The following is a 23,307-nucleotide window of genomic DNA, read 5'->3' on the forward strand; positions in this document are numbered from 1 at the left end:
TATGATCACCTACGTTCTTGTCATTTCACATGTTGTAAAGCCGAGAAATTCCTTACAATAGTCAATAATCGATTTTACAGCAGACTCGACTTCAGAAATTCCGCCTGTTATAATTAAGGTACCACTAAATCTGTCTACAAATCCTAAATCTAGGTTGCCAGTTTTAGTAGCTATATCTGCCGCAATAATTGCAGTTTCGCTAGGAGTCATGGTCATGATTCCAATAGCAGCTTTTCCATAATCAATATTAGGATTTAATCCTAATTTTTTATATATAATATTGTCGGGGCCAGCAATTATATGTGCAAGGGTAATTTGTTTACCTGGAACAGTTTCTTGTATAATTCTCATTTTACCTTCATGCTCTATCATATTTTGTAAATCCATGTAATAACCTCCTTTTCGACCTATTTTGCTACTAAATTCGACCTATTTTGCTATAACATTTTAATAATAAAGCATTGGTGTACAATTGTCAACCAGGCATTTTTAGGCTTTTAGGTTTTTAGGCTATACATGGCATATGCATTACAGTGCGAGAAAATATATATTTAAATCAACTACTGTCCTCTATCAATTGTCCTCTGTCCTCTTGAAAATATTGTTTTCCAATGTTTCTAAACTGCAAAAGTTGAGTATTTAATAAATTCATAGAAATATAAAAATTTGAAGTACGTTCAAAAAATGATCAATAGTCAAAAAATGAACACTATTTTTTGACTATTTTGCTCTAAAAATGAACACAATATAATAAGTGGCATAAAAAACTACCTAATTTGGATACTTTGGGCAGTGGCATACATATTGCTTATAATAAGCAATAACATTAAATATTTCACTATTATTAAAGCATCTGTAATTCTCAGTATAAATATAATTGAAATTGGGAATTACAGATGTAGTTACAAATGTATGTAAACGTATTTTGCTATTAAAAATTTTCTTAGATAGAAGGTAAAAAAATGTTTGAAGACATATATAAACAATTAGTAAGTGAGGTAAATAAGGGACATCAATGTGTAACATTGACTTATATTGATTTACTTAGTACGGAAGAAGGTTCTATTATAAAAAAAGTTATTTTAACTAAAGAGGATATAGAAAAAAAATCCTTTCCAGTTAATGATAATATTTATGAAAAAATATGCAGTTCTTTAGAAAGCGGTAAACTTGAAATGATCAGTATAGGAGAAAATAAAAATATTTTAATTGAACCATTTGTTCCTAAACCACGTCTAGTTGTTTTTGGTGGTGGACATATAGCAAAGCCGGTGACAGAATTTGCATCAAGAGTGGGATTTTCTGTTACAGTTATAGATGATAGACCTTTCTTTGCAAATAAACCAAGGTTTCCTGAAGCAGAAAAAGTCATTTGTGAAAGTTTCGAGAAATCCTTCGATTCAATTAATTTGGAAAAGTCTGATTATATAGTCATTGTAACAAGAGGTCATAGATATGATGGAGTTGTTTTACGTAAAGTCTTAAAGTATGATCTTAGTTATGTTGGAATGATAGGTTCAAGGCGTAGGGTAACTGCTATGAAAAAAGAGCTCTTGGAAGAGGGATTTTCCAAAGAAAAGTTGGAATTAGTTAATGCTCCAATTGGCATAGATATAAATGCTATTACTCCAGATGAAATAGCTATTTCTATAATAGCACAGCTTATAAACTTTAAAAATAAGGAGACCATGAGTAAATTTGGTAAGAATTTTGCCATTCCTGAATTTGATAAAGAAGTACTAAAAAATGCATCTGAAAAATCACCAAAGCCTAAAGCATTCATAACTATACTCTCCTCTAAAGGATCAGTCCCTAGAAAAGCAGGAGCTAAAATGATCACTTATCCTGATGGTATGAGCGTCGGAACCATAGGTGGAGGATGTAGTGAATCCTCTGTGCTGCAAAAAGCAAGAGAAATGATGAGGAAAACTACAGGAGAAAGAAGTTTTTTCATAGAGCATGTGGATATGACCGGAGACGTTGCTGAATCCGAAGGAATGGTTTGTGGTGGAACCATGGAGGTATTAATAGAGGTAATTTAGAGAGGAGTTGAATTACAATGAAAAAGATTAAAACTAAAGAAGCTGTAGGTCATGTACTTTGTCATGATATTACACAAATTATTAAAGGAGTAAAAAAAGGTGTTGCATTTAAAAAGGGACATATTGTTACTGAAGAGGATATTCCTGTTTTATTATCAATAGGTAAAGAGAACCTCTATATATGGGAAAAACGAGAAGGCATGCTTCACGAAAATGAAGCAGCAAAAATTCTTTATGATATTTGTAAAAATGACTATATGTGTCCATCTGAGATTAAGGAAGGAAAAATTGAACTAATTGCTGAAGAAGATGGCTTGCTTAAAGTTGATATTGAAAGGCTTTGTAAAGTCAATTCACTTGGCGAAATGATGATTGCTACCCGTCACAATAATTTTCCTGTAAAAAAAGGTGATAAATTAGCGGGTACACGTATTATCCCTCTTGTAATTGAACAAGAGAAAATGGATAAGGCTGTCGAAGCTGCGGGAGATAAGCCACTTATAAAAATTATGCCATTTAAACATAAAAAAGTAGGTATTGTAACTACAGGCAGTGAGGTCTTTTATGGAAGAATAAAGGATACCTTTGGTCCTGTTATTAGAGAAAAACTTGCGGAATATAATGCGGAAGTTTTGGGACAAAAGATTTTAAATGATAGGCCAGATGAAATTACTCAAGCTATCAAGGACTTTATTAATGATGGAGCAGAATTAATAATATGTACAGGTGGAATGAGCGTTGATCCTGATGATACAACACCAAGTGCAATAAAAAATACAGGTGCAAAAATTGTTTCTTATGGTGCTCCTGTGCTTCCTGGTGCAATGTTTTTGCTATCATATTACAAAAATACAATTCCAATTTTAGGATTGCCAGGTTGTGTAATGTATGCGAAACGTACCATTTTTGATCTAGTTCTTCCAAGAGTTATGGCAGATGATAATATAACGTTAGAAGATCTTGCAAGCCTAGGACATGGTGGTTTATGCCTTTCATGTGATGTCTGTTCATTCCCTAATTGTGGTTTTGGAAAATAGATGTTATATATAATAAATTGAATTATTTTACATATAATAAAGATAATATTATGTAGAAATATTTTAATGAGAATATATAATTTATATATATTATTTAGTATAATAAAAATAAATATTATATATGGGTTTAAAGTAGGCAATAATAAATTGACCCTTTTCCGTAAGGAGGGTAGTGCTGTGAAACAATATCAAATTGTATATGATAATTTTGAAAAAATGCAGCATTTTATTTACAGTAATAATATCAATAATAGTGATAATGTTTTGATTCAAATTTTTACAGCAGTAATAGAAATGAAATTTATTAAGGATCTCACAGATAAGATAACATCCATATTGCCTAAAGCAGAAATTATAGGTGCAACAACTGCTGGAGAGATATATGAAGGAAATGTACTTAGTAAAACTACAATAATATCGTTTTCTATTTTTGAAAAAGTAAGAATTAAAGCAAAGCTTTTAAGTGATAAGAATGAATATAAATTAGGAGTAAATATTGTTAAAGAATTAAGTGAAGATTATACAAAAGCCATTATATTATTTTCTGATGGATTGATCACAAATGGGTATCAGATTATTAAAGGTATAGAATCAGCAAATAGTAAGATTATTATTTGTGGTGGCAAAGCTGGTGACAATGGATATTTAAAGAAGACCTTTGTATTTACAAAGGAAGGTATTACAGAAAATGGTGTTGCTGCAGCTTCACTTAGTGGAAAAAGTTTAAATATTACAACAGAACGAAGTTTTTCATGGTCACCTATTGGAAAATTAATGACTGTTACTAAAGCATTAAATAATAGAATTTTTACGATAGATAATATTAAGACAATTGATGTTTACAAAAAATATCTTGGAGATGAAGTGACCAAAGATTTGCCTATGTCTGCAACTGAATTTCCATTAATAATTAGGAGAAATGGTACCTACTTAGCAAGAGTGGCTTTTGGGCGTCATGATGATGGATCTTTGAGTTTTCTTGGAGATGTTAAAGTTAACGACAAGGTTCAGTTTGGTTATGGAGATGTAAATGTGATAACATCTCAAGCCTTAGAAATGACAAATAGATTAAAAAATAGGAATATTGAAGCAATTTTTGTTTATTCCTGTTCAGTGAGAAAAAATTTTATGCAGAATAAAATTGGAATTGAAACATCTGCTGTAAATAATATTGCTCCAACTTTTGGATTTTTTACTTATGGTGAATTTTTTACTTTTAACCGTTCAAATGAACTTTTAAATACAACAATGACAATACTGGGAATATCTGAAGGTAACCAAACTTCTTATAAAAATGTAACGATGCCTAATAATGAGAATGAAAACTCCTCAAAAAGCTTTTTTGAAGGAAAAGATGTTGGCGTAATTAAAGTGTTTACTAATCTTGTAAATCAAGTCACAAAGGAATTACAGGAGGCTAATAATGTGTTAGAAAAACAAAAATATAAAGTAGAGCAGATGAATAATGCTACAAAAGCTATTATGGAAATAAATAGCCACATGTTGTCTTCCTGTGAAATTGATAGCTTATTTGAGATGATACTTTGTAAGGCATTAGATATAATTTCAAGTGGTACTATGGGAAGTATTTTATTTATGAGAAATGATAAATTAGTTTATAAGGCTACGAAAGGATATTTTACTGATAAAATAAAAGAAATAGGGTATAAATTGAAGGATTTGTACCAATATAAAGTTCACGATATGAATATTAAAGAATTACGTAATCCTATAGTAATAAATAATCTAGAAGAAAATCTGTTCAATGAAAAATATAAATATAACTCATGGAAAAAGTTATTAGTTAAATGTCCCTATGAGCTTTTAACTTGTGGTATATGTATTGATGGATGTGTTAAGGGATTTATTAATATATTTAATACAGATGAGAAAAAAAGTTTCAATGAGGATGACAAAAAGCTGCTGAAGTATTTGTCCTATGATATTGCCATAGCTTTTAAAAATGCTCAATTGTTAGAAAATATTCTATATATGTCTAGATATGATAGCTTAACTAAAATATATAACAGAAGCTATTTTAATAAGCTGCTAGGTGAAATTTTGCATAAAGCAAGAATTTCAAGCAATATTTTTGCCATATGCATAATAGACCTAAATAATCTTAAAGTTATTAATGATACCTATGGTCATATTATGGGTGATGAAGTTCTGACCAAATTTGCAAATATATTTAAAAAAGAAATTTGTGAGGAGGATATTTTTGCGAGAATCGGTGGAGATGAATTTGCAGTAGTATTTGTAAATAAGGATGAGAATAGTGTTACTGATATTATAAGTAGGGTTTCCCAGATACTTAAAGATTATCCTTTTGACTTAGATGGAAATAAGAAAGAGATTAGTTTTGCCTATGGATTTTCTCAGTTTAGAAGAGATTCTGACGATATAGAGGAACTTATGAAATTATCGGATAAACGAATGTATGAAAAAAAGAAGAGGATGAAGGATAGAAGAAAAATATGATGTACAATTTATGTTATACATCATATTTTTAGATATTATCCAATTTTGTCATTACTGTAGTAAACTATGCTATAATTTTTAATAGAATAAAAAATTTAATTTATTGCTGGAGGTTTATTCTATGAAAAAAGTTTATTTTAAGGCTATTGATTCATATTCTAAAACAGAAGAGATAAGTGATGCTGCTGGTAAACTCTTAAGAAAAGTAGTGGAAGAAGAGCATATAAGTCTTGAAAAATTCATACCTCTTAAAGTTCATTTTGGAGAAAAGGGTAATAATACTTTTATACAATCAAAAAATTTTGCCGGGATAATAAATTATTTAAAGGAAAATAACATAGATAGTGCATTTATAGAGACGAATGTTCTCTATAGAGGTGAAAGAACTACAAAGGAAAAGCATTTGAAACTTGCAGAAGATCATGGGTTTACTGAGCTCCCTATAATAATAGCTGATGGTGAGCATGGAGAAGATTTTGAGGAGGTTGAAATTAATAAAAAGAATTTCAATAAATGTAAGATAGGAAAAGAAATCGCAAGCAAAAAACAACTTATTGTTATAAGTCATTTTAAAGGTCATATACTTGCCGGTTTTGGGGGCGCCATAAAACAACTTGGAATGGGATGCGCATCAAGAGGAGGAAAACTTGCCCAACACGCAAATTCTGTACCTAAAATTAATTTCTTTAAATGCAAGGGATGCAGCGCTTGTGCAAAAAAGTGCCCTCAAAATGCCATAACCGTAAATAGAAAGGCAAAGATCAATAAAGACAAATGTGTTGGTTGTGCTTCTTGCATGGCAATATGTCCACAGGGAGCTATTTATCACAGCTGGCTTGGATCTATGACCAAATCTTTTAATGAAAGGCTTGCAGAATATGCTTATGCTGCAGCAAAGGGCAAGAATAATATTTACATAACCTTTGCTTTTAATATAACTAAAAATTGCGATTGTGAAGGGCATGATATGAAACCAATAGCAAAGGATATTGGAGTTTTTGCTTCAACAGATCCTGTGGCTATTGATAAGGCTTGTCTTGATACTCTTGATAAAAATAGTGGCAGAGTTGTATTTAAAAGGGGAAGATATACTCTTGACTATGGGGAAAAAATAGGTTTAGGTAGTAAAGAATATGAACTTGTTGAAATAAATTAACAGATATCCATAAAGATTATGTATTGGCATTCATAAAATTATTAAAAGCTAAATAGGTACAATGGAATAAATGGTGTTTTTTTAGTTAAAATATATGTATGCTGAAATATAATTGAGAGGTGTTAATATAATTATGGATGAGAAATTATTACAACATTTTAAAAATAAACTGAAATCAGAAAGAGATGCAGCCTCTGATTTGTTGGAACAAATGGAAAAGAATGAAACTATAAAATCTAATGCAGAACTATCTAGAGAATTGTCTTTTTATGATAACCATCCAGCGGATAGCGCTAGCAATATATTTGATAAGGAAAGAGGGTTGGCTTTTCAAAAAAACGAACAAATTGTTATAGAAAAAGTAGACAATGCTCTAAAAAAAATAGAAGAAGGTACTTATGGCATATGTGAAGTCTGTGGTAAGGAAATAGATATAAATAGATTAGAATTTCTTCCATATGCAGAGTGCTGTATTGGCTGTCAGCAAAGTATGGATAATTCAAAACCTGATGAAATGAACAACAGACCTCCAGAAGAAGATGTCCTCAAGGACACCTGGAATAGAGGATACCATGGAGATGACGATCAGGTTGGATTTGATATGGAAGACAGTTACCAATCAGTTAACAAATTTAATAGAAGAAAAAATATAGTTGAAGAATATGTGGATGAGGATGAAACATATGTTGATCCTATAGAGAGAATAAGTAACCAAGAGTATAAAAATCAATTACCTTAAGAAAATCAACAGTTTAAACTTTGGACATTATGAAACTATATGTATGCTCTATACTTAATTTATCTATGTAAGTAAAATATAGAGGTTAAGATAAATGATCCCACATTGTAGCATAGTCATAAACTGAAGGCAAATTATGTGAGGAAAAAGATATGAGTAGAAACATGAAACAAAGAAAGAATATTTTAGGACTTGATTCTAATATATTTTTTGTGGGAATTACTAGCTTCTTAACAGATACCACAACTAAGATGATATACGCAATTATGCCCCTATTTTTAATGACCCTGGGGGCAACAAAAACAGAAATTTCTTTGATTGAAGGGATTGCAGAGAGTACTGCATCTACCTTAAAAGCATTGTCAGGTTGGTGGAGTGACAAAATTGGTAAGAATAAACCTTTTATGATAGTAGGATATGCGTTTACGGCAGTCCTTTCTCCATTATTTGCATTTGTTACTTCACCAATTCAAGTTCTTGCCATTAGGTTTACAGAGAGGATTGGAAAGGGAATTAGAACGGCACCAAGAGATAGTTTAGTTGTTGCATCTTCTACAGAGGAAACAAAGGGAAAAAGCTTTGGATTCCATAAGGCTATGGACAACAGTGGAGCTGTAGTGGGACCACTTTTAGCATTTGGAATCTTATTTCTTTTCCCAGGAAATTACACAAGAGTATTTTTAGTATCATCTGTGCCGGGTTTATTAGGACTTGTATTTATTATCTATTTTGTCAAAGAGGCAAGAGGGGACAAAGATAAGCTTTTAGGAAAAGTAAGTTTTAAGGATTTTTCAAGCAAGTATTATTTTTTCCTATTAATAATATTTATATTTACTCTTGGTAATTCTACAGATGCATTGTTGTTATTAAAGGCAGCTGATGTGGGAATAAGCAATACGTTTGTTCCCATAATGTATCTAATATTTAATTCTGTATCTGTGATTTTTGCAGTCCCTGCAGGCATATTGTCAGATAGAATAGGAAGAGAAAGACTTATTATATTTGGATATTTATTATATTCTTTAATATACTTTGGATTTGGGAAAACAGGAAGTCCTGAAATTGTCATACTGTTATTTACACTTTACGGCCTTTATAGTGCTGCTACAGATGGTGTTCAAAAAGCTTTAGTTTCGGATTTGATTGATAAAAATAAAAGGGGCACAGGTCTTGGAATTTATAATTGCCTTGTAGGAATAACTCTTCTTCCTGCAAGTGTTATTGCAGGAGTACTTTATGATAATATAAATAACAGAGCACCATTTTATTATGGAGCTATTATGGCACTTGTTGCAGCTGTGCTTATGATGATTTTTTATAGAAAAGTTAAATAGCATTAACTTTTCTATAAAAAGGTAAGAAATCTATGTAGTTTTAGGATTCCTTGCCTTTCTATTTGAAGTATTATTTTATAGTATTGATCTTGATAGTTTGTTTTAATTCTTTCTCTTTGGTCAGCGGCTCTGTGGGATAGCCTAATGCAATACCAGAAACGGGGATGAAGCCTTCAGGTAAATTAAGTTCTTTTAATAATTCTTTTTCTTTCGAAAATGAAGCCAAAAATGCCCATAAATACACACTACCTAAACCAATATCAGTAGCAGCAAGAGCCATATTTTCGATAACACAAGCGGCATTAGCTATTTCAATGTGAGGTGCTTTATCATTTGCTTTACCAGAAACAACAATTAAAGTAGGAGCACCATAAAAAGGTTTCATATTTGGGTTGCCAAATGCGTTTGCCGTTGCTTTTGTAATTTTCTCTAGTAAGGTGGAATTTTGAATTACTGTTAAATGAACTGAATCATAAGCACCCATTCCTACGGGTGCAGCACAACCTGCATTAAGTACAATATTTAAAGAATCATCACTGATTTGCTCGCTTTTGTAATTACGAGTAGATTTACGCACTGCTATTGCTTTCATCATTTCCATAGTTAAAATCTCCTTTATATGATATTTATTTAAGGTAATAAAACCTAACACTATATTATTATAATAACATTTTACCAAATTATTTGCACAAAAATAAAAAGATTGCAATCAAGTTACATAAAGTAAAACTTGTGCAATCTCTTTTATTATTGAATATATGTTAAATATTTTGAGGAAGACCATCCTTCAATTCCATTTATACGGATCTTGTACCAGCTGCCGTCTGAAGTTTGACCAATTTTCTGTGCATATTGCCCTTGGGAGAGTACCCCAACTATTTGTGCTGTAGACGATGAATTTGCTCTTATATTTAACTGGTATACACCACTAATAGTTACGTACTGATTTACTGGTACTGTACCAAGGGTGTTTCCCCAGATCCATCCTGTCTGTCCGTTGTAGGTAACTTGATACCATCCATTTGAATAATTGATTAAGTTTAAAATATTACCTTTTGGAACAGTGGTTAAAATAGCATCATCTGTTGATGGATTTGCTCTTAAGTTTGCATAACTTGTTACATTGGCAACCTGTGCATATCCTCCAACTTTAAATTTAGGAGTGGATGGTGCTGCATCTTCAACTATATTTATATAACGTGCAGGTATATATCCTTGGTTAATTGTGTTCATGCTTATAAAATATCTTTTGGTACCTTGTATTCCGCCGTAAGTTTGATCCGGTGTTGATTCATAGGTAAAAGCACCCTGTACTCCATTTAAAGTTCCCCATTTATCAAAGATAACTACATGATCACCTGGCTTGTCTAGGATATCCATGTGCTGTAGACTGTTTAAATCAATTTTTTTAAAATAGTTGTTTAATAAGGTGCTTGTTGATTGTTTATAATCTGCAATATTAAAAGAAGCTTGTACAAAACCAGAGCAATCTATTCCTGCAGTTCCAGGTATATATCCTAGTCCTCCATCTGTATTTGCGTTTCCTGTAAAAGCACCTTTATTAACTGCATCAAGAAAGCTTGTCCATGGAGCGTTATAGGAATTGGTATCGATTCCATCAATACCGCCCCAATCATAAGGAATACCTTTAAAAGTAGCTGTTGTTACACCTTTAAACTGAGCAGGAAGGGTAACGATTGATGTATATTGGGGAGATATATTGCTGTTTTTATCTGCAGAGTATGTCCAGGTTAAATCCATTAAACTTGTGGCCCTTTGTTCAACTTGAGTTCTTGATATTGGAGTTTGTGCAGCTGCACTTACTTTGTAAAAAGGTACACTCATCACTGAGGTAAATGCAATCAATGGAACCAAAATTTTAGCTAAGCTTTTTTTCATTTTTTCCATCCTTTCAAGAATATTTTGAAAACGTTCAATATTAGAACCTAATTAAATTATAATAATACAATCTTATGTTATCAATCATCAAAAGTTGGAATGATCTAACACCAAAATGTATTTAAGGTGTAATATACCAAACTCCAAACACTATACCCGTTGTTTTTTTAATCTATATTTGTTATAATACATATATAACAAATATAAGAATTATAACAAATATAGTATATATAAAGAGGGGAGTATTATGCTAAATAGAAATACTAAATTAAGTGTTGTGCTAGCTTTAGCAGCTTGTACTTTTTTATCTTATCCTGCTCATGCAGATGACAACTTTAGTGTACAAAGATTATATGGTAGTGACAGATATGAGACCTGCAGCAATATAGCTAACTATTTTGAGCAAGGACAATTGGACAGTGTAATAGTTGCAAGTGGAGAACAATTTGCAGATGCACTTTCAGCTGGATGTCTACAGGAATTAGGAAATTCTCCTATAATGCTTGTAGGTAAAAATATAAAAAGTAGTGATAAAACATTAGGTTATATTGAAAATCATTTAAAAAAAGAAGGAACTATATATATTTTAGGAGGGGAAGCTTCTGTAAATAGTGAATTTGAAAGGTATTTTAAAGAAAAAGGCTTTAATAAAATAATAAGATTGGGTGGAAAAGACAGATATGAAACCAATGTAAAAGTAGCAAGCAAAGTAGATGTAAAGAAAGGAACTCCAGTAGTTGTAGCAAATGGTAACAATTTTCCCGATGCTTTAAGTATAGCAAGCATAGCTTCCTATAAAGGGTATCCTGTTTTTATAACTCCTTCTGGAAACCTGCCCAATGAGATAGAAGAAAAAATTAAGGAAATAAAACCTTCTAATATATATGTTATAGGAGGAATCAGTTCTGTAAGCAGCAATATAGAGAGTAAATTGAAAGAAGTATCACAAAATGTAGTGAGAATAGAAGGTAAAGATAGATATGAAACTTCTATAAATATATGCAAATATTTTAATAAAAATTTAAAAAATTTAGTAGTTACAAGTGGAAAAAACTTTCCAGATTCACTTTCTGGCATTGCTCTTTCAGCTAAATTTAAGGCACCTATAGTAATAACAGATGAAGGTAATGTAGAAGGACTTAAATCTTATATACAAGATCAAAAGGTGAATGAAATTGTAATACTTGGAGGAGAAAATATGATTTCTAAAAATGTAGAGGATATTTTGAATCCCCTGAGCTTAAAATCTAAAGCTCAGGATTTTATGACATGTTTACTAAATAAAAAAATAGATGAGGCTGTGGAAGAATTAAGCACTGATTTAAAATCAGGATATGGAGAAAGCATAATGAAAAGTTATTTTTCCAATGTGAGCTTTAAAGGAATGGATACAAAACCTCTAGGTATAAAGCAGGAAAAGCTGCCTCTTGGTAATATGGTTACATTAACCTATAAAGTAGAAGGGCTTCCTACAAATGTAGATATAAAAATAAAATATGACAATGATGGAAAAGTATATGATTTCACATCTGAAGCTGCTCCAGGGGAAAGTAATTATAAGCTTCCAACTTATGTAAATATAGATAATTTTACTGAAAAAAATGTAGTTATAGGAGATGAAAAGTATAAACTTCCAGGAGTATTGAGCATACCTAAAGGAAAGGGACCATTCCCGGCAGTAGTGCTTGTTCATGGAAGTGGCGCTAATGATATGGACGAGACCTATGGGGACACAAAGGTATTTAAGGATATATCTGCAGGACTTGCTTCAAAGGGAATTGCAGTGCTTCGCTATGATAAAAGAACAAAAGAATATGGCAGCTTAGCTTCAATAGATACAAAATTTGATTTAAACAAGGAAACAGTAAATGATGCAGTAGATGCAGTGAAATTATTAAAGAAAACTAAAGAAATTGATTCCAGCAAGGTCTTTGTTTTAGGACACAGTCAGGGGGCAATGCTTACACCAACCATATTAAAAAATTGCGGCAATAGTGGTGCAGCTGGTGGAATAATGATGGCAGGACCGGTAGATTTTTTAGACACACTTTTAGAGCAAAGTAAATATTTGAATTCAATAGGATATATGGACGAAGATAATTTAAAATATATACAAAACTTATATGACTTAGTAAAAAACAATAAAGATTTTCCTGAAAATATATCTGAAAATACTATGATTTTTCATGCATATCCCTATTATTGGTTAAGTGTTAAGAATTCAACTCAAGTACAGGATGCAGTAGACATAAAAGATCCCCTGCTTATTCTTCAAGGAAAGAGGGATTATCAAGTAGCTGCTTCTAATTTAGAAAAGTGGAAGAATATATTGAAGGATAAACAAAATGTTGAGTATAATTCTTATGATAAGTTAAATCACTTTTTTATAGAAGGAGAAGGAAAGATGACTCCTGAGGAGTATGGAAAGGGCAATGTATCAAAGTATGTTATAGACGATATAGTAAGCTGGATTAGCAAATATTCTAAATAGAGATTTTTAACAGGCCACCCATTTTAAGGGTGGTCATAATTAGAATTAAAGATATGACTCAGTAAAATGATTTAATTTTTAAATTTGAGAACTAAGTACTTCATTATCTAGACTGTCAATGTATTCATGAAGTATTTTTTTTAGATTTAATACATCTTTCATCTCGTAGTATCCGGACTTTTTATAAATGTAGTTTACTGCATTAATGGCTCCTATTGAAAAAACCTTTTTTGAAAAAGATTCATGACTTATTTCTATTCTATCCTCATCACCAACTATAAGAACGGAATGTTTTCCTACTACCCCTCCAGCACGCACAGAACTTATAGGAATAGATTTATTTTGTACACCAGATATTTGAAGCCCATGTTCTATTTCATCCGATAGTTTTAATGCAGTCCCTGAAGGGGAGTCTTTTTTGTCTTTATAGTGCATTTCTACGATTTGGAAGTCATAATTATTTAATATAGTAGCTGCAATATTGCTTAGCAGCATTATTACGTTTACTCCTAAAGTGATATTTGGGGCGTAAACTATGCCGTTTTTAAACTTATAGGATATAGTTTGAAGCTTGTTAATATCTTCTTTGGAGAAACCTGTAGTACCTATTACCATATTTACTTTCATTTTTGATAGTGTGATGGCATTTTTCATGGTTGCTTGTGGATTTGAGAAGTCTACCACAACGTCTGGTTTCGTCTTAAAAATAGTAGCTTGGAGTTCATCAGAAGTAGTTATTTTTACATCTGTTTTAGAATTACCAAGTAACTCTCCTAAATTCATTCCTCTTTTTTCACTGTTAGGACTGCAGATTGCAGCTACCATTTCCATGTTATCTTGCTGTAAAACGCCTTCTGCAATATATTTTCCTGTCTTACCTAAACCTATTAGGCCTACTTTTATCAAATAAATTACCTCCTTTTTTAACGCTTATAAGAAAAATTTTAAGTATTGATGTCATTTCTTTGCTACTTATCTATTTCAAATTTAGTAACAACTTAATTATATCATATAAGTTGTTACTTGTCATTAATAGTTAATGTATGTTTATAATTTATGCATAACTTCAATTAATTCTATTTTAGTGTAGATTAAGGGTTTGTATGAAACTTTAATTATTAATTCCAACAAATTGTTAAATTATTATTTACATAATATAAATAATAATTTATACTTAGTATTGATTTATTAGGATTTTATTGGAAGGAGGCTTTACTTCAAGTTATCAATGAATCTTACTTAGTAGGAGTGTTACAGTAGGTAGCCATCAGATAAAGTAATTTGAAGTAAAAATTAAAATGTCATTGCAAAATGTTACAAAACCTGTATACCAGAAAATAGCCGTTGATATAGCTAATAGAATATTAGATGGTGATTTTTCTATAGGAGATAAACTTCATGGGAGATCATCTCTTTCAAGTCATTATAATGTTTCTCCTGAAACTGTAAGAAGAGCTATTATGCTTTTAAATGAAATGGATATTGTAGAGGTAATAAAGGGCAGTGGAATTATTGTTAAGTCTGTGGATAATTGTTTGAAATTTATAGATAAATTTAAGGACATAGGTTCTATGAACAAATCTAAAAATCAAATTTTAGACTTATTAAATGATAGAAATGAAATTGAAAAAAAAATTGGGGAAAAAATCGACGAACTTTTGGATTATTCAAATAGGTTTGTGAACATCAATCCATTTATGCCTTTTGAATTTAAAATATATAAAGGCCTGGGTGTTGTAGGGAAAACTATATGCGAGAGTAAGTTCTGGCAGAATACAAATGCTACTATAATAGGTATACGTAGAGAAGGAAATTTAATACTTTCTCCAGGCCCTTATGCTGTATTTAAAGATGGAGACATTTTTTTAGCAATAGGTGAAGAAGATGTGTACCATAAAATCAAAAAATTTCTTTATGGAGATAATAGTTAATAATAAGGAAAAAGGAAACTTTAAATTGGTTCAATATAAATAAATTAATCAAAATATTAGAATGAAAAAGTCAGATAATGTAATCTGGCTTTTTTAAATAAAGAAAGTTAATTTTGGTATATATACAAAAAAATAATAGCTTAAAGCTGCTTTTATCTGATGCTAAGAAGTCTGTTTATATTTGTTGACATATATATCATTTAATGATATAGTTTGCTTAACGATATGTCATTAAATGATATATGTGATGTAAAAATGGCTAGAAATAATTCTTTACAAATGGGTGAGCTAATGCTTACTGTTTAGATGAATGCATTGATTTTTATATTTATATTGTATATAATGTATATATACAATATAAACATAATTACAATAAATATTTACAAAATATACGTAAATAAGTAGTATGTAAAGGAAAATTATTTAAAAGTAGGAGGGTGAAGTTAAATGTCAGAAGAAAATTCAGAAGGAAATAAAGATGGAATTTTAAAAAATATTATTGGTGCTATAATTTCACCAAGAGAAACAATGGAAAGAGTTAATAAAAATCCTAAAGTATGGAGATGCTTAATACCTATAACACTAATTCAGTTAATTATTGCTATAATAGAAATACCCAAGCTCACAAGTTTTGCTGTTTTACAAGCTCAGCAAATGCCAAACTTTTCTCAAGCTGCAATTCCAATTATAAAAACTGGAGCTATAATTTTTACGGTAATTAGTGCATTAATTACGCCAGCATTATTTGCATTAGTAATTAGTGCTGTTATTAAACTTATAGCTTCTATTTCAAAAGAAACTGGAAACTTTAAAAATTTATATTGTATAAATATTTTAGCTTATGTTCCAGTTCTAATAGGTGGAATTTTAACTGCAATAATAATGCTTTTTACAGAGCCACAAAATATAAAAAATATTTCAACTAGCCTTACATTGCTTTTAAGTTCATCAACAGATATGAAAAGTACAATTTATAAATTGTTTTCATGTATAGATTTTTTCTATATATGGAGTGCAGTTTTATCAACAATTGGTACTTCTATTGTGTTTAAAATGAAGACAAAAAAAGCAGCAATTATAGTTTTTGTGGTTTACGCCGCTGCAGTGTATGTTTTTAAAGTTTTAATTTAAAAATATTGTTGAAATTGAATAGTGCTTTGTGCAGTTAGACAAGCTGGCATTGTTTTTGTACAGTGTCAGTTTTATCTTTATTTGAATAGTTTGGAAAAAAGTTTATAATTCTTAGTAAGGCCGTAGAAAAAATGGGGAGGAAAATAGATGAAATTTAAATTAAGTTTTGTAAAAGACAAGAAAAAATTAGCAATTATAGTAGCTGTTATATTTATGATTACAGCTATAGGGATATCTTCTTATGCAAAATCGAGGAAATCACAAGGTAAGAAAGTAACTATATCTAAGGTGACCAGAAGAAATATAGTTCAAAGTACTACAGTTTCAGGAAGTATAGAACCTAAATATAGCAATGATATAACATTAAATAATACACAGAAGGTAGCAAAGGTGCTAGTAACAGAAGGGCAGCAGGTTACAAAGGGAGATATCTTAGTTCAAATGGATACATCTGACTATGACAGTGAACTAAAAAAGCTAAAGATTGATTTAAAGAATGCTCAAAATGCAGTATCACAATCACAAGCAGTACCAGGGACTAGTAAAGATAATGTAGGAAATCAAACAGATTCTATTAAAGCTGAAATAGACAATTTAAATGCAAAGATAGAACAAAGTAATATAAGATCTAATGTAGATGGAAAAGTAATGAGAGTTGACGCTAAGGAAAATCAAATTCCTAAAGCAGGAGATATGGTTATTGTAGATGATATTTCACAATATAAAGTTTCTATAGATATGAGTCAATATGATGCTATGAAGGTTGCAAAAGGACAAAAGGCCATTGTTAAAATAAAAGGTAATGATCAAAAAAAATATACTGGTTCAGTTACGGATGTAGGACAAATAGCTCAAGTTAAGGCTGATGCTAAAGCCACCAATCAGGAAGCTAAAGTAAATGTGATAGTAACTCTAGATAATGCAGATGATAGTATAAAAGTAGGTTATGAAGCAGATGCAGAAATTATATTTAATGAAAAAAGAAATGTAGTTTGTATGGGCTTTGATAGTGTGAAAGAAGAAAAAGGCACAAAGAAAAAATATGTTTACATAGTGAACGGCAAAAATAAGGTTTCAAAAAGATATATAAGTACAGACATAGAGACAGATGATTATATGGAAGTTATAGATGGTCTTAATGAAGGAGAGAAATATGTATCAAATCCTCCGGATACCCTTAAAGATGGAGATATTGTAGAGACTCAAGCAGGAGGGAACAATAAGTGATAATTAAATTGGAGAATTTAGTTAAGATATATGATACCGGTGCCGTAAAGCTTATGGCTTTAAAGGAAATTAATTTAGAAATTGAAAAGACAGAATATGTAGCTATAATGGGAGCATCAGGATCGGGTAAGTCTACTCTTATGAATGTACTTGGTTGTTTAGATAAACTTACAGATGGAAAATATTATTTAGATGGTGTAGATATATCATCATTAGACGATAACAGTTTAGCTGATATAAGAAACAAGAAAATAGGCTTTGTATTTCAAGCATTTAACTTACTTCCAAAGCTTACAGCTATAGCTAATGTGGAATTGCCCATGATGTATGCAGGAGTATCTAAAAAAGAGAGAGAAAAAAAAGCAAAGTGGGCTTTGGATAGAGTTGGATTATCTCATAGACTTCATCATAAACCGAATGAAATGTCTGGTGGACAAAAACAGAGGGTAGCCATTGCAAGAGCTTTAGTAAATGATCCAACTATAATACTTGCAGATGAACCTACAGGAAACTTGGACAGCGTTTCTAGTGAAGAAATAATGGAGATTTTCCAGCAATTAAATGATGAAGGAGTAACTATTGTTATGGTTACACATGAACCTGACATAGCCATGCATACAAAAAGAACCATAGTTTTTAAAGATGGAACTATAATTTCAGATAATCCAGTAGAAAAAAGAACCATAGTTGGGGGGCAGAAGTGATATGAATGTTGAAGAAAGCTTTCAATCTGCACTACAAAGTATAAAATCAAATAAATTAAGATCTTTTTTAACTATGCTGGGAATAATAATTGGAATATCTTCTGTAATTACTATAGTATCTATGGGTGCTGGGGCAAAACAATATATTACAGGACAATTTGAGGGCATGGGCAGCAATGTAATTAATCTTCAGCTTAATCAGTCTTCAGATAGTGCTATAGAAAAAAGAGATTATTTTACTATGGATGATATAGATCTTATAAAGGAGAAAATACCTGAAGTTACATCAGTTGTTCCTACACTTGGAGGAGATGGAAACTTGAAAAATGAAAATAAATCCAAGCGTGTCCAAATTGTGGCATCAACAGAAGGTTATGATAAACTTTCAAATATAAAAATGGTTAATGGAAGATTTTTAAAAGAACATGATGTAGAGATAAGGTCAACTGCAGCAATTATAGATGAAAAAACAGCTGTAAAATTATTTCACAATACAAATGATGCTCTTGGAGAAAGTATTAAATTAAGTTCAGATGACCAAGATATAGATTTAAACATAGTTGGAGTATGTAAAGACCCAAATGGCAATCTTGGATCCATGTCAGATAATGCTCCTGGCACAATATTTATACCTATAACTATTGCTGATAGAATACTTACAAATACCGATATTGGTTATATGTCAGTAATGTTATCCGATATGAGTAAGGCTGAAGAAATAAGTTCCAAAATGGTAAAAATTCTTGAAAATAAACATCAAAACAAAAACAAATACACAGCTCAAACTGGATTTAAAGAGCTTGAAAATCTAAATAAATCATTATCTGTTATAACAGGTGTATTGGGTGCTATTGCAGCTATATCACTTTTAGTTGGTGGTATAGGTGTTATGAACATAATGCTTGTATCTGTGACAGAGAGAACTAGAGAAATAGGCATAAGAAAAGCCATTGGAGCAAAAACTAGAGACATAAAAGTACAGTTTTTAATGGAGTCTATAATACTGTGCCTTATAGGTGGAACTATTGGAACTATATTAGGTATCACAATAGGTAAAATTGCAGGATCTTTCTTAAAGATGCCCGTACCAGTGTCATTTAAAATAATATTTATAGCATTTTCATTTTCATCAGCAATTGGTATATTCTTTGGGCTATACCCGGCAAGTAAGGCAGCAAAATTAGATCCTATTGAAGCTTTAAGATATGAATAAAAATTTTTTGATTTGTTTTAAAAAGACCATATAATATGATTAGAAGAAAGTTAAAGTATGGGGAGTGAATTTATGGACAGCGAAAAGCAGCAATTGAGTATTGAAGCAGCAAGGTTATACTATAAGTCAGATTATAGTCAACAGCAAATTGCATCCCAACTTGGAATATCAAGGCCTACTGTATCCAGGCTTTTGCAATATGCTAAAGAAAAGGGATTTGTAAAGATTGATATTGTAGATCCCTTTGATGATTTAGATAATATGTCACATCAATTAAAGGAAAAATATAAACTAAGAGATGTCCGCGTTGCTTTTTCGCCAAAGGATGATTATGAACTTATAAGAGAGTATATTGGCAAAGAGGCAGCAGAATATTTAAGTGAAATTTTAAAAAATGGTGATATGCTTGGAGTAAGTTGGGGAACTACCATGTATGAAGTTGCAAAGAATTTGGAGCCTAAAAATCTTAAGGGAATAGAAGTGATTCAGTTAAAAGGAGGTATTAGTTATTCGGAAGTAAATACATATGCTTTTGAAACTATTGAATTATTTGCAGAAGCATTTCATACGATACCAAGGTATTTGCCTTTGCCTGTGATTTTTGACAATTCGACTATAAAAGAAATGGTTGAGCATGATAGAAATATTAAGAGTATTATAGAAATGGGTGCAAATGCAAATATAGCAATTTTTACAGTTGGTACTGTAAGGGATGAAGCATTACTATTCCAACTAGGATATCTAAATGAGCCGGAGAAGAAGAAGTTAAAACAAGAAGGTGTAGGGGATATTTGCTCAAGATTCTTTGACAAAAATGGCAAAATTTGTGATGAAGAGATAAATAATCGTACTATAGGTATATCACTAGAAAATTTAAAGAAAAAGGAAAAGGCAATTTTAGTTGCAGGGGGATCACATAAAGTTGAGGCAATTAAAGGAGCCTTAAAAGGAAAAAATGCTAATATACTCATTACAGATAAATATACTGCCAGAAAACTTTTAAAATAGGTATATGAACTAAATTTCATATACCTATTTACAAATGTTCAAAAAAGATTTATTATGTATGTGTAATAGAAATTGAGGGGAGGATACAAATTTAATGGATTATAAAAATTTAGTTTCTAAAGCTTTTGAGGGAAGAAAAAATGCTTATGCTCCTTATTCCAACTTTAAAGTTGGAGCAGCTGTACTTGCTGAAGATGGAAAGGTTTATACAGGTTGTAATATAGAAAATGCTTCATATGGCGCAACAAATTGTGCAGAAAGAACTGCAATATTTAAAGCTATATCAGAAGGAAATAGAGCTATAAAAGCGATTGCGATTGTAGGAGTAGAAAACGATTATACATATCCTTGTGGAGTTTGCAGACAGGTTATAGCGGAGTTTGCCTCAAAGGATGCGGAGATAATACTCGGAAAAGGTGAAGGTGAGTATATAGTTAAAACATTAGATGAATTATTACCAGGAGCCTTTACCAAAGAAGATTTAAATAAATAATATCAGCTATAGAAGTGTTCTTTTATTTTGAAATCGAGTTAAAAAGAATGCTTTTAATTTGAAAACTTGTGAACAAAATTTCATAATAAATTTTACAAATGTTAAAACTTATTATGAATTACTGTACGAAAGGAAGATTTATTATGAATATCGCTAAAATGATTGATCATACATTATTAAAACCGGAAACAACAAAAAACCAGATAATTAAATTAACAGAAGAAGCAAAGAAGTATAATTTTGCTTCAGTTTGTGTAAATCCAACATGGGTTAAACTAGCAACTGAGAAGCTACATGGTAGTGAAGTTAAGGTATGTACGGTTATTGGATTTCCTCTTGGGGCTAATACAACTGAAACAAAAGTGTTTGAAGTAAAAGATGCAATCAAAAATGGTGCACAGGAAGTTGATATGGTCATTAATATTGGAGAACTAAAGGATAAAAATGATGTGTATATAGAAAATGATATAAAGTCTGTTATAGAAGCTGCAAAAGGAAAGGCATTAGTAAAAGTTATTATAGAAGCTTGTCTTTTAACACAAGAGGAAAAAGTTAGAGCTTGTAAGATAGCTAAAAAAGCAGGAGCAGATTTTGTAAAAACATCAACCGGATTCTCAAAATATGGAGCTAAAGTGGAAGATGTTAAACTCATGCGTGAAACAGTAGGAAAAGATATGGGAGTTAAGGCATCTGGTGGTATCCATACTAAACAAGAGGCTTTAGATATGATTGAAGCAGGAGCAAGCCGTATAGGTGCAAGTGCAGGTATTACTATTGTATCTGAATAAATATTTGTATGGACTCTATTAGTAGAAGATATACATTAACAACTCAATTTTCGCACATACAAAATGTAGACTTAATATAAGCAAATTACGAAGTATTTTTTATGGGAGAATTGACAGAGGACAGAGGACAGAGGACAGAGGACAGAGGACAGTGAAGGAGGATTTTTCTCCGCTACACTACGAAAAACCTTTAATTTAAAAGAAACTCATGTTCTTTTGTTTCTCAGGAGTACTTTCTGAGTAAACAATATTTTGCATTAGCAAAATAAGCCTAAAAAATAAATTAGTTTTCTGACGTAAGGAAGAAAACTCACCTTCACTGTCCTCTGTCAATTGTCCTCTGTCATCTCAAAAATATTGCGTTGCAATATTTTTCAAATAATGTAATCGTTATTTGAAAATTTGGACATTTTAGTTAAACTTATTTAAGGAGGGATACACAAAATGAAATTTATTGTTGGAATTATTGGACTAGCCATTGTAGCTGGACTTGCATTACTTGGCAGCAATAATAGGAAAAGTGTAAAGATAAAGCCTATAATTATAATGGTTGTCTTACAATTTATTTTCGGATTTATTTTATTAAATACTGAAGTAGGTAATATTTTAGTAGGTGGAGTAGCAAATGGTTTTGGAGCACTTCTTAAATGTGCATCAGAAGGTGTAAACTTTGTATTTGGTGGTATGGTGAATGACGGTAAATATACATTTTTTATAAGCGTTCTCATGCCAATCGTGTTTATTTCAGCTTTAATAGGTATATTACAATATTGCAAGATATTACCTTTTATAATTAAGTACGTTGGATTAGCGTTGAGTAAAGTAAACGGTATGGGTCAATTAGAATCTTATAATGGAATAGCATCGGCAATTCTTGGACAATCAGAGGTATTTATTTCAGTAAAGAAGCAGCTTGGATTATTGCCTAAAAATCGTCTATATACTCTTTGTGCATCAGCTATGTCGACAGTATCAGCATCTGTTGTTGGTTCTTACATGGTTCTTATAAAGCCTAGGTATGTTGTAACAGCACTTATATTAAATCTATTTGGTGGATTCATTATAGCTTCAATTATAAATCCATATACTGTAAAGCCAGAAGATGATATTTTAGAGGTTGAAGAGAAGGAAAAACAATCATTCTTTGAAATGCTCGGTGAATATATCATGGATGGATTTAAAGTTGCTATTACAGTTGGAGCAATGTTAATTGGATTTGTATCAATAATTGCATTAATTAACGCAATATTTAAAGGAATATGTGGCATTTCATTCCAGGATATTCTTGGATACATTTTCTCTCCATTTGCATTTTTTATGGGTGTACCATTTAATGAAGCAGTAAAAGCAGGAGGTATAATGGCAATAAAACTTGTATCAAATGAATTTGTTGCAATGACTACACTTGCACAGGGAAATCTTGGCTTATCCTATAGAGCAACAGCTATTGTATCTGTATTTCTAGTTTCATTTGCAAATTTCTCATCAATTGGAATTATAGCAGGTGCAGTTAAAGGATTGAATGAAAAACAAGGCAATGTAGCTGCACGTTTTGGATTAAAATTATTATATGGAGCAACACTAGTAAGTGTACTTACAGCAACTATTGTTGGATTAATTGTATAATATATGT

20 protein-coding genes are annotated in these 23,307 nt (G+C 31.1%); 16 read left to right on the plus strand and 4 right to left on the minus strand.

Annotation, left to right across the window (positions count from 1 at the left end; all coding sequences use genetic code 11):
• Positions 1 to 9: 9 nt before the first annotated feature.
• A complete protein-coding gene (locus WY13_RS06560; RefSeq protein WP_013238448.1) occupies positions 10 to 387 on the minus strand; it encodes a BMC domain-containing protein in 378 nt (125 codons plus the stop codon).
• Between the two features lie 575 nt (positions 388 to 962).
• Between WY13_RS06560 and WY13_RS06565 the strand changes: the two genes are divergently transcribed.
• From WY13_RS06565 to WY13_RS06590, 6 genes are all read left to right on the plus strand, one after another.
• Positions 963 to 2,042 carry an XdhC family protein gene (locus tag WY13_RS06565; protein ID WP_063554899.1) on the plus strand — a complete coding sequence of 360 codons (1,080 nt, stop codon included), beginning with the start codon at positions 963 to 965 and terminating at the stop codon, positions 2,040 to 2,042.
• A gap of 17 nt (positions 2,043 to 2,059) precedes the next feature.
• A complete protein-coding gene (locus tag WY13_RS06570; RefSeq protein ID WP_063554900.1) occupies positions 2,060 to 3,079 on the plus strand; it encodes a molybdopterin-binding protein in 1,020 nt (339 codons plus the stop codon).
• A 177-nt stretch (positions 3,080 to 3,256) separates the two neighbouring features.
• On the plus strand, positions 3,257 to 5,560 hold the full coding sequence (locus WY13_RS06575; protein ID WP_063554901.1) for a sensor domain-containing diguanylate cyclase: 2,304 nt from the start codon (positions 3,257 to 3,259) through the stop codon (positions 5,558 to 5,560).
• Positions 5,561 to 5,681: 121 nt separating this feature from the next.
• Positions 5,682 to 6,716: a DUF362 domain-containing protein gene (locus WY13_RS06580; protein WP_063554902.1), complete on the plus strand. Its 1,035-nt coding sequence runs from the start codon at positions 5,682 to 5,684 to the stop codon at positions 6,714 to 6,716.
• A 133-nt stretch (positions 6,717 to 6,849) separates the two neighbouring features.
• Positions 6,850 to 7,455 (plus strand): TraR/DksA C4-type zinc finger protein, encoded by a 606-nt coding sequence (locus WY13_RS06585; RefSeq protein WP_063554903.1) that lies wholly within the window; start codon positions 6,850 to 6,852, stop codon positions 7,453 to 7,455.
• A 152-nt stretch (positions 7,456 to 7,607) separates the two neighbouring features.
• Entirely contained in the window at positions 7,608 to 8,789 is a 1,182-nt protein-coding gene (locus tag WY13_RS06590) for an MFS transporter (protein WP_063554904.1), read from the plus strand.
• 70 nt (positions 8,790 to 8,859) lie between these two features.
• Here WY13_RS06590 and WY13_RS06595 read toward each other — a convergent pair whose 3' ends face one another.
• Together WY13_RS06595 and WY13_RS06600 are read right to left on the minus strand one after the other, a co-directional pair.
• On the minus strand, positions 8,860 to 9,390 hold the full coding sequence (locus WY13_RS06595; protein ID WP_063554905.1) for a nitroreductase family protein: 531 nt from the start codon (positions 9,388 to 9,390) through the stop codon (positions 8,860 to 8,862).
• 146 nt (positions 9,391 to 9,536) lie between these two features.
• Positions 9,537 to 10,688 (minus strand): SH3 domain-containing protein, encoded by a 1,152-nt coding sequence (locus tag WY13_RS06600; protein WP_063554906.1) that lies wholly within the window; start codon positions 10,686 to 10,688, stop codon positions 9,537 to 9,539.
• A 247-nt stretch (positions 10,689 to 10,935) separates the two neighbouring features.
• On the opposite strand from WY13_RS06600, the gene WY13_RS06605 reads away from it, so the two are divergent.
• Positions 10,936 to 13,179, plus strand: a complete 2,244-nt coding sequence (locus WY13_RS06605) for a cell wall-binding repeat-containing protein (protein ID WP_063554907.1) — start codon at positions 10,936 to 10,938, stop codon at positions 13,177 to 13,179.
• Positions 13,180 to 13,257: 78 nt separating this feature from the next.
• Here WY13_RS06605 and dapB read toward each other — a convergent pair whose 3' ends face one another.
• The gene (gene dapB, locus WY13_RS06610; RefSeq protein WP_063554908.1) at positions 13,258 to 14,085 is read right to left on the minus strand and encodes a 4-hydroxy-tetrahydrodipicolinate reductase; all 828 of its coding nucleotides are present in this window, start codon (positions 14,083 to 14,085) and stop codon (positions 13,258 to 13,260) included.
• 392 nt (positions 14,086 to 14,477) lie between these two features.
• Between dapB and WY13_RS06615 the strand changes: the two genes are divergently transcribed.
• From WY13_RS06615 to WY13_RS06655, 9 genes are all read left to right on the plus strand, one after another.
• Positions 14,478 to 15,110, plus strand: coding sequence for a TrkA C-terminal domain-containing protein (locus tag WY13_RS06615; protein ID WP_063554909.1), 633 nt, complete (start codon positions 14,478 to 14,480; stop codon positions 15,108 to 15,110).
• Positions 15,111 to 15,557: 447 nt separating this feature from the next.
• Positions 15,558 to 16,241 (plus strand): Yip1 family protein, encoded by a 684-nt coding sequence (locus WY13_RS06620; protein ID WP_063554910.1) that lies wholly within the window; start codon positions 15,558 to 15,560, stop codon positions 16,239 to 16,241.
• Positions 16,242 to 16,388: 147 nt separating this feature from the next.
• The gene (locus tag WY13_RS06625) at positions 16,389 to 17,468 is read left to right on the plus strand and encodes an efflux RND transporter periplasmic adaptor subunit (RefSeq protein WP_063554911.1); all 1,080 of its coding nucleotides are present in this window, start codon (positions 16,389 to 16,391) and stop codon (positions 17,466 to 17,468) included.
• Positions 17,465 to 18,172 (plus strand): ABC transporter ATP-binding protein, encoded by a 708-nt coding sequence (locus WY13_RS06630; protein ID WP_063554912.1) that lies wholly within the window; start codon positions 17,465 to 17,467, stop codon positions 18,170 to 18,172. The genes WY13_RS06625 and WY13_RS06630 overlap by 4 nt, the downstream gene beginning before the upstream one ends.
• Before the next feature lies 1 nt (position 18,173).
• A complete protein-coding gene (locus WY13_RS06635) occupies positions 18,174 to 19,385 on the plus strand; it encodes an ABC transporter permease (RefSeq protein WP_063554913.1) in 1,212 nt (403 codons plus the stop codon).
• Between the two features lie 72 nt (positions 19,386 to 19,457).
• Positions 19,458 to 20,393, plus strand: a complete 936-nt coding sequence (locus WY13_RS06640; RefSeq protein ID WP_063554914.1) for a sugar-binding transcriptional regulator — start codon at positions 19,458 to 19,460, stop codon at positions 20,391 to 20,393.
• A 94-nt stretch (positions 20,394 to 20,487) separates the two neighbouring features.
• Positions 20,488 to 20,886, plus strand: coding sequence for a cytidine deaminase (locus WY13_RS06645; protein WP_063554915.1), 399 nt, complete (start codon positions 20,488 to 20,490; stop codon positions 20,884 to 20,886).
• Between the two features lie 143 nt (positions 20,887 to 21,029).
• A complete protein-coding gene (gene deoC / locus WY13_RS06650) occupies positions 21,030 to 21,674 on the plus strand; it encodes a deoxyribose-phosphate aldolase (RefSeq protein WP_063554916.1) in 645 nt (214 codons plus the stop codon).
• Positions 21,675 to 22,118: 444 nt separating this feature from the next.
• Entirely contained in the window at positions 22,119 to 23,300 is a 1,182-nt protein-coding gene (locus WY13_RS06655) for a NupC/NupG family nucleoside CNT transporter (protein ID WP_063554917.1), read from the plus strand.
• The last annotated feature ends 7 nt before the right edge of the window (positions 23,301 to 23,307 follow it).

This window comes from Clostridium ljungdahlii (assembly GCF_001636845.1).
Taxonomy (GTDB): domain Bacteria; phylum Bacillota; class Clostridia; order Clostridiales; family Clostridiaceae; genus Clostridium_B; species Clostridium_B ljungdahlii_A.

Coding starts and splice junctions, on each gene's coding strand:
- WY13_RS06590 (WP_063554904.1), top strand. CDS start 7,608: ATGAGTAGAAACATGAAACAAAGAAAGAATATTTTAGGACTTGATTCT.
- WY13_RS06645 (WP_063554915.1), top strand. CDS start 20,488: ATGGATTATAAAAATTTAGTTTCTAAAGCTTTTGAGGGAAGAAAAAAT.
- WY13_RS06560 (WP_013238448.1), bottom strand. CDS start 387: ATGGATTTACAAAATATGATAGAGCATGAAGGTAAAATGAGAATTATA.
- WY13_RS06620 (WP_063554910.1), top strand. CDS start 15,558: ATGTCAGAAGAAAATTCAGAAGGAAATAAAGATGGAATTTTAAAAAAT.
- WY13_RS06570 (WP_063554900.1), top strand. CDS start 2,060: ATGAAAAAGATTAAAACTAAAGAAGCTGTAGGTCATGTACTTTGTCAT.
- WY13_RS06615 (WP_063554909.1), top strand. CDS start 14,478: ATGTCATTGCAAAATGTTACAAAACCTGTATACCAGAAAATAGCCGTT.
- WY13_RS06655 (WP_063554917.1), top strand. CDS start 22,119: ATGAAATTTATTGTTGGAATTATTGGACTAGCCATTGTAGCTGGACTT.
- WY13_RS06600 (WP_063554906.1), bottom strand. CDS start 10,688: ATGAAAAAAAGCTTAGCTAAAATTTTGGTTCCATTGATTGCATTTACC.
- WY13_RS06580 (WP_063554902.1), top strand. CDS start 5,682: ATGAAAAAAGTTTATTTTAAGGCTATTGATTCATATTCTAAAACAGAA.
- WY13_RS06640 (WP_063554914.1), top strand. CDS start 19,458: ATGGACAGCGAAAAGCAGCAATTGAGTATTGAAGCAGCAAGGTTATAC.
- WY13_RS06565 (WP_063554899.1), top strand. CDS start 963: ATGTTTGAAGACATATATAAACAATTAGTAAGTGAGGTAAATAAGGGA.
- deoC (WP_063554916.1), top strand. CDS start 21,030: ATGAATATCGCTAAAATGATTGATCATACATTATTAAAACCGGAAACA.
- WY13_RS06625 (WP_063554911.1), top strand. CDS start 16,389: ATGAAATTTAAATTAAGTTTTGTAAAAGACAAGAAAAAATTAGCAATT.
- WY13_RS06585 (WP_063554903.1), top strand. CDS start 6,850: ATGGATGAGAAATTATTACAACATTTTAAAAATAAACTGAAATCAGAA.
- WY13_RS06635 (WP_063554913.1), top strand. CDS start 18,174: ATGAATGTTGAAGAAAGCTTTCAATCTGCACTACAAAGTATAAAATCA.
- WY13_RS06605 (WP_063554907.1), top strand. CDS start 10,936: ATGCTAAATAGAAATACTAAATTAAGTGTTGTGCTAGCTTTAGCAGCT.
- WY13_RS06595 (WP_063554905.1), bottom strand. CDS start 9,390: ATGGAAATGATGAAAGCAATAGCAGTGCGTAAATCTACTCGTAATTAC.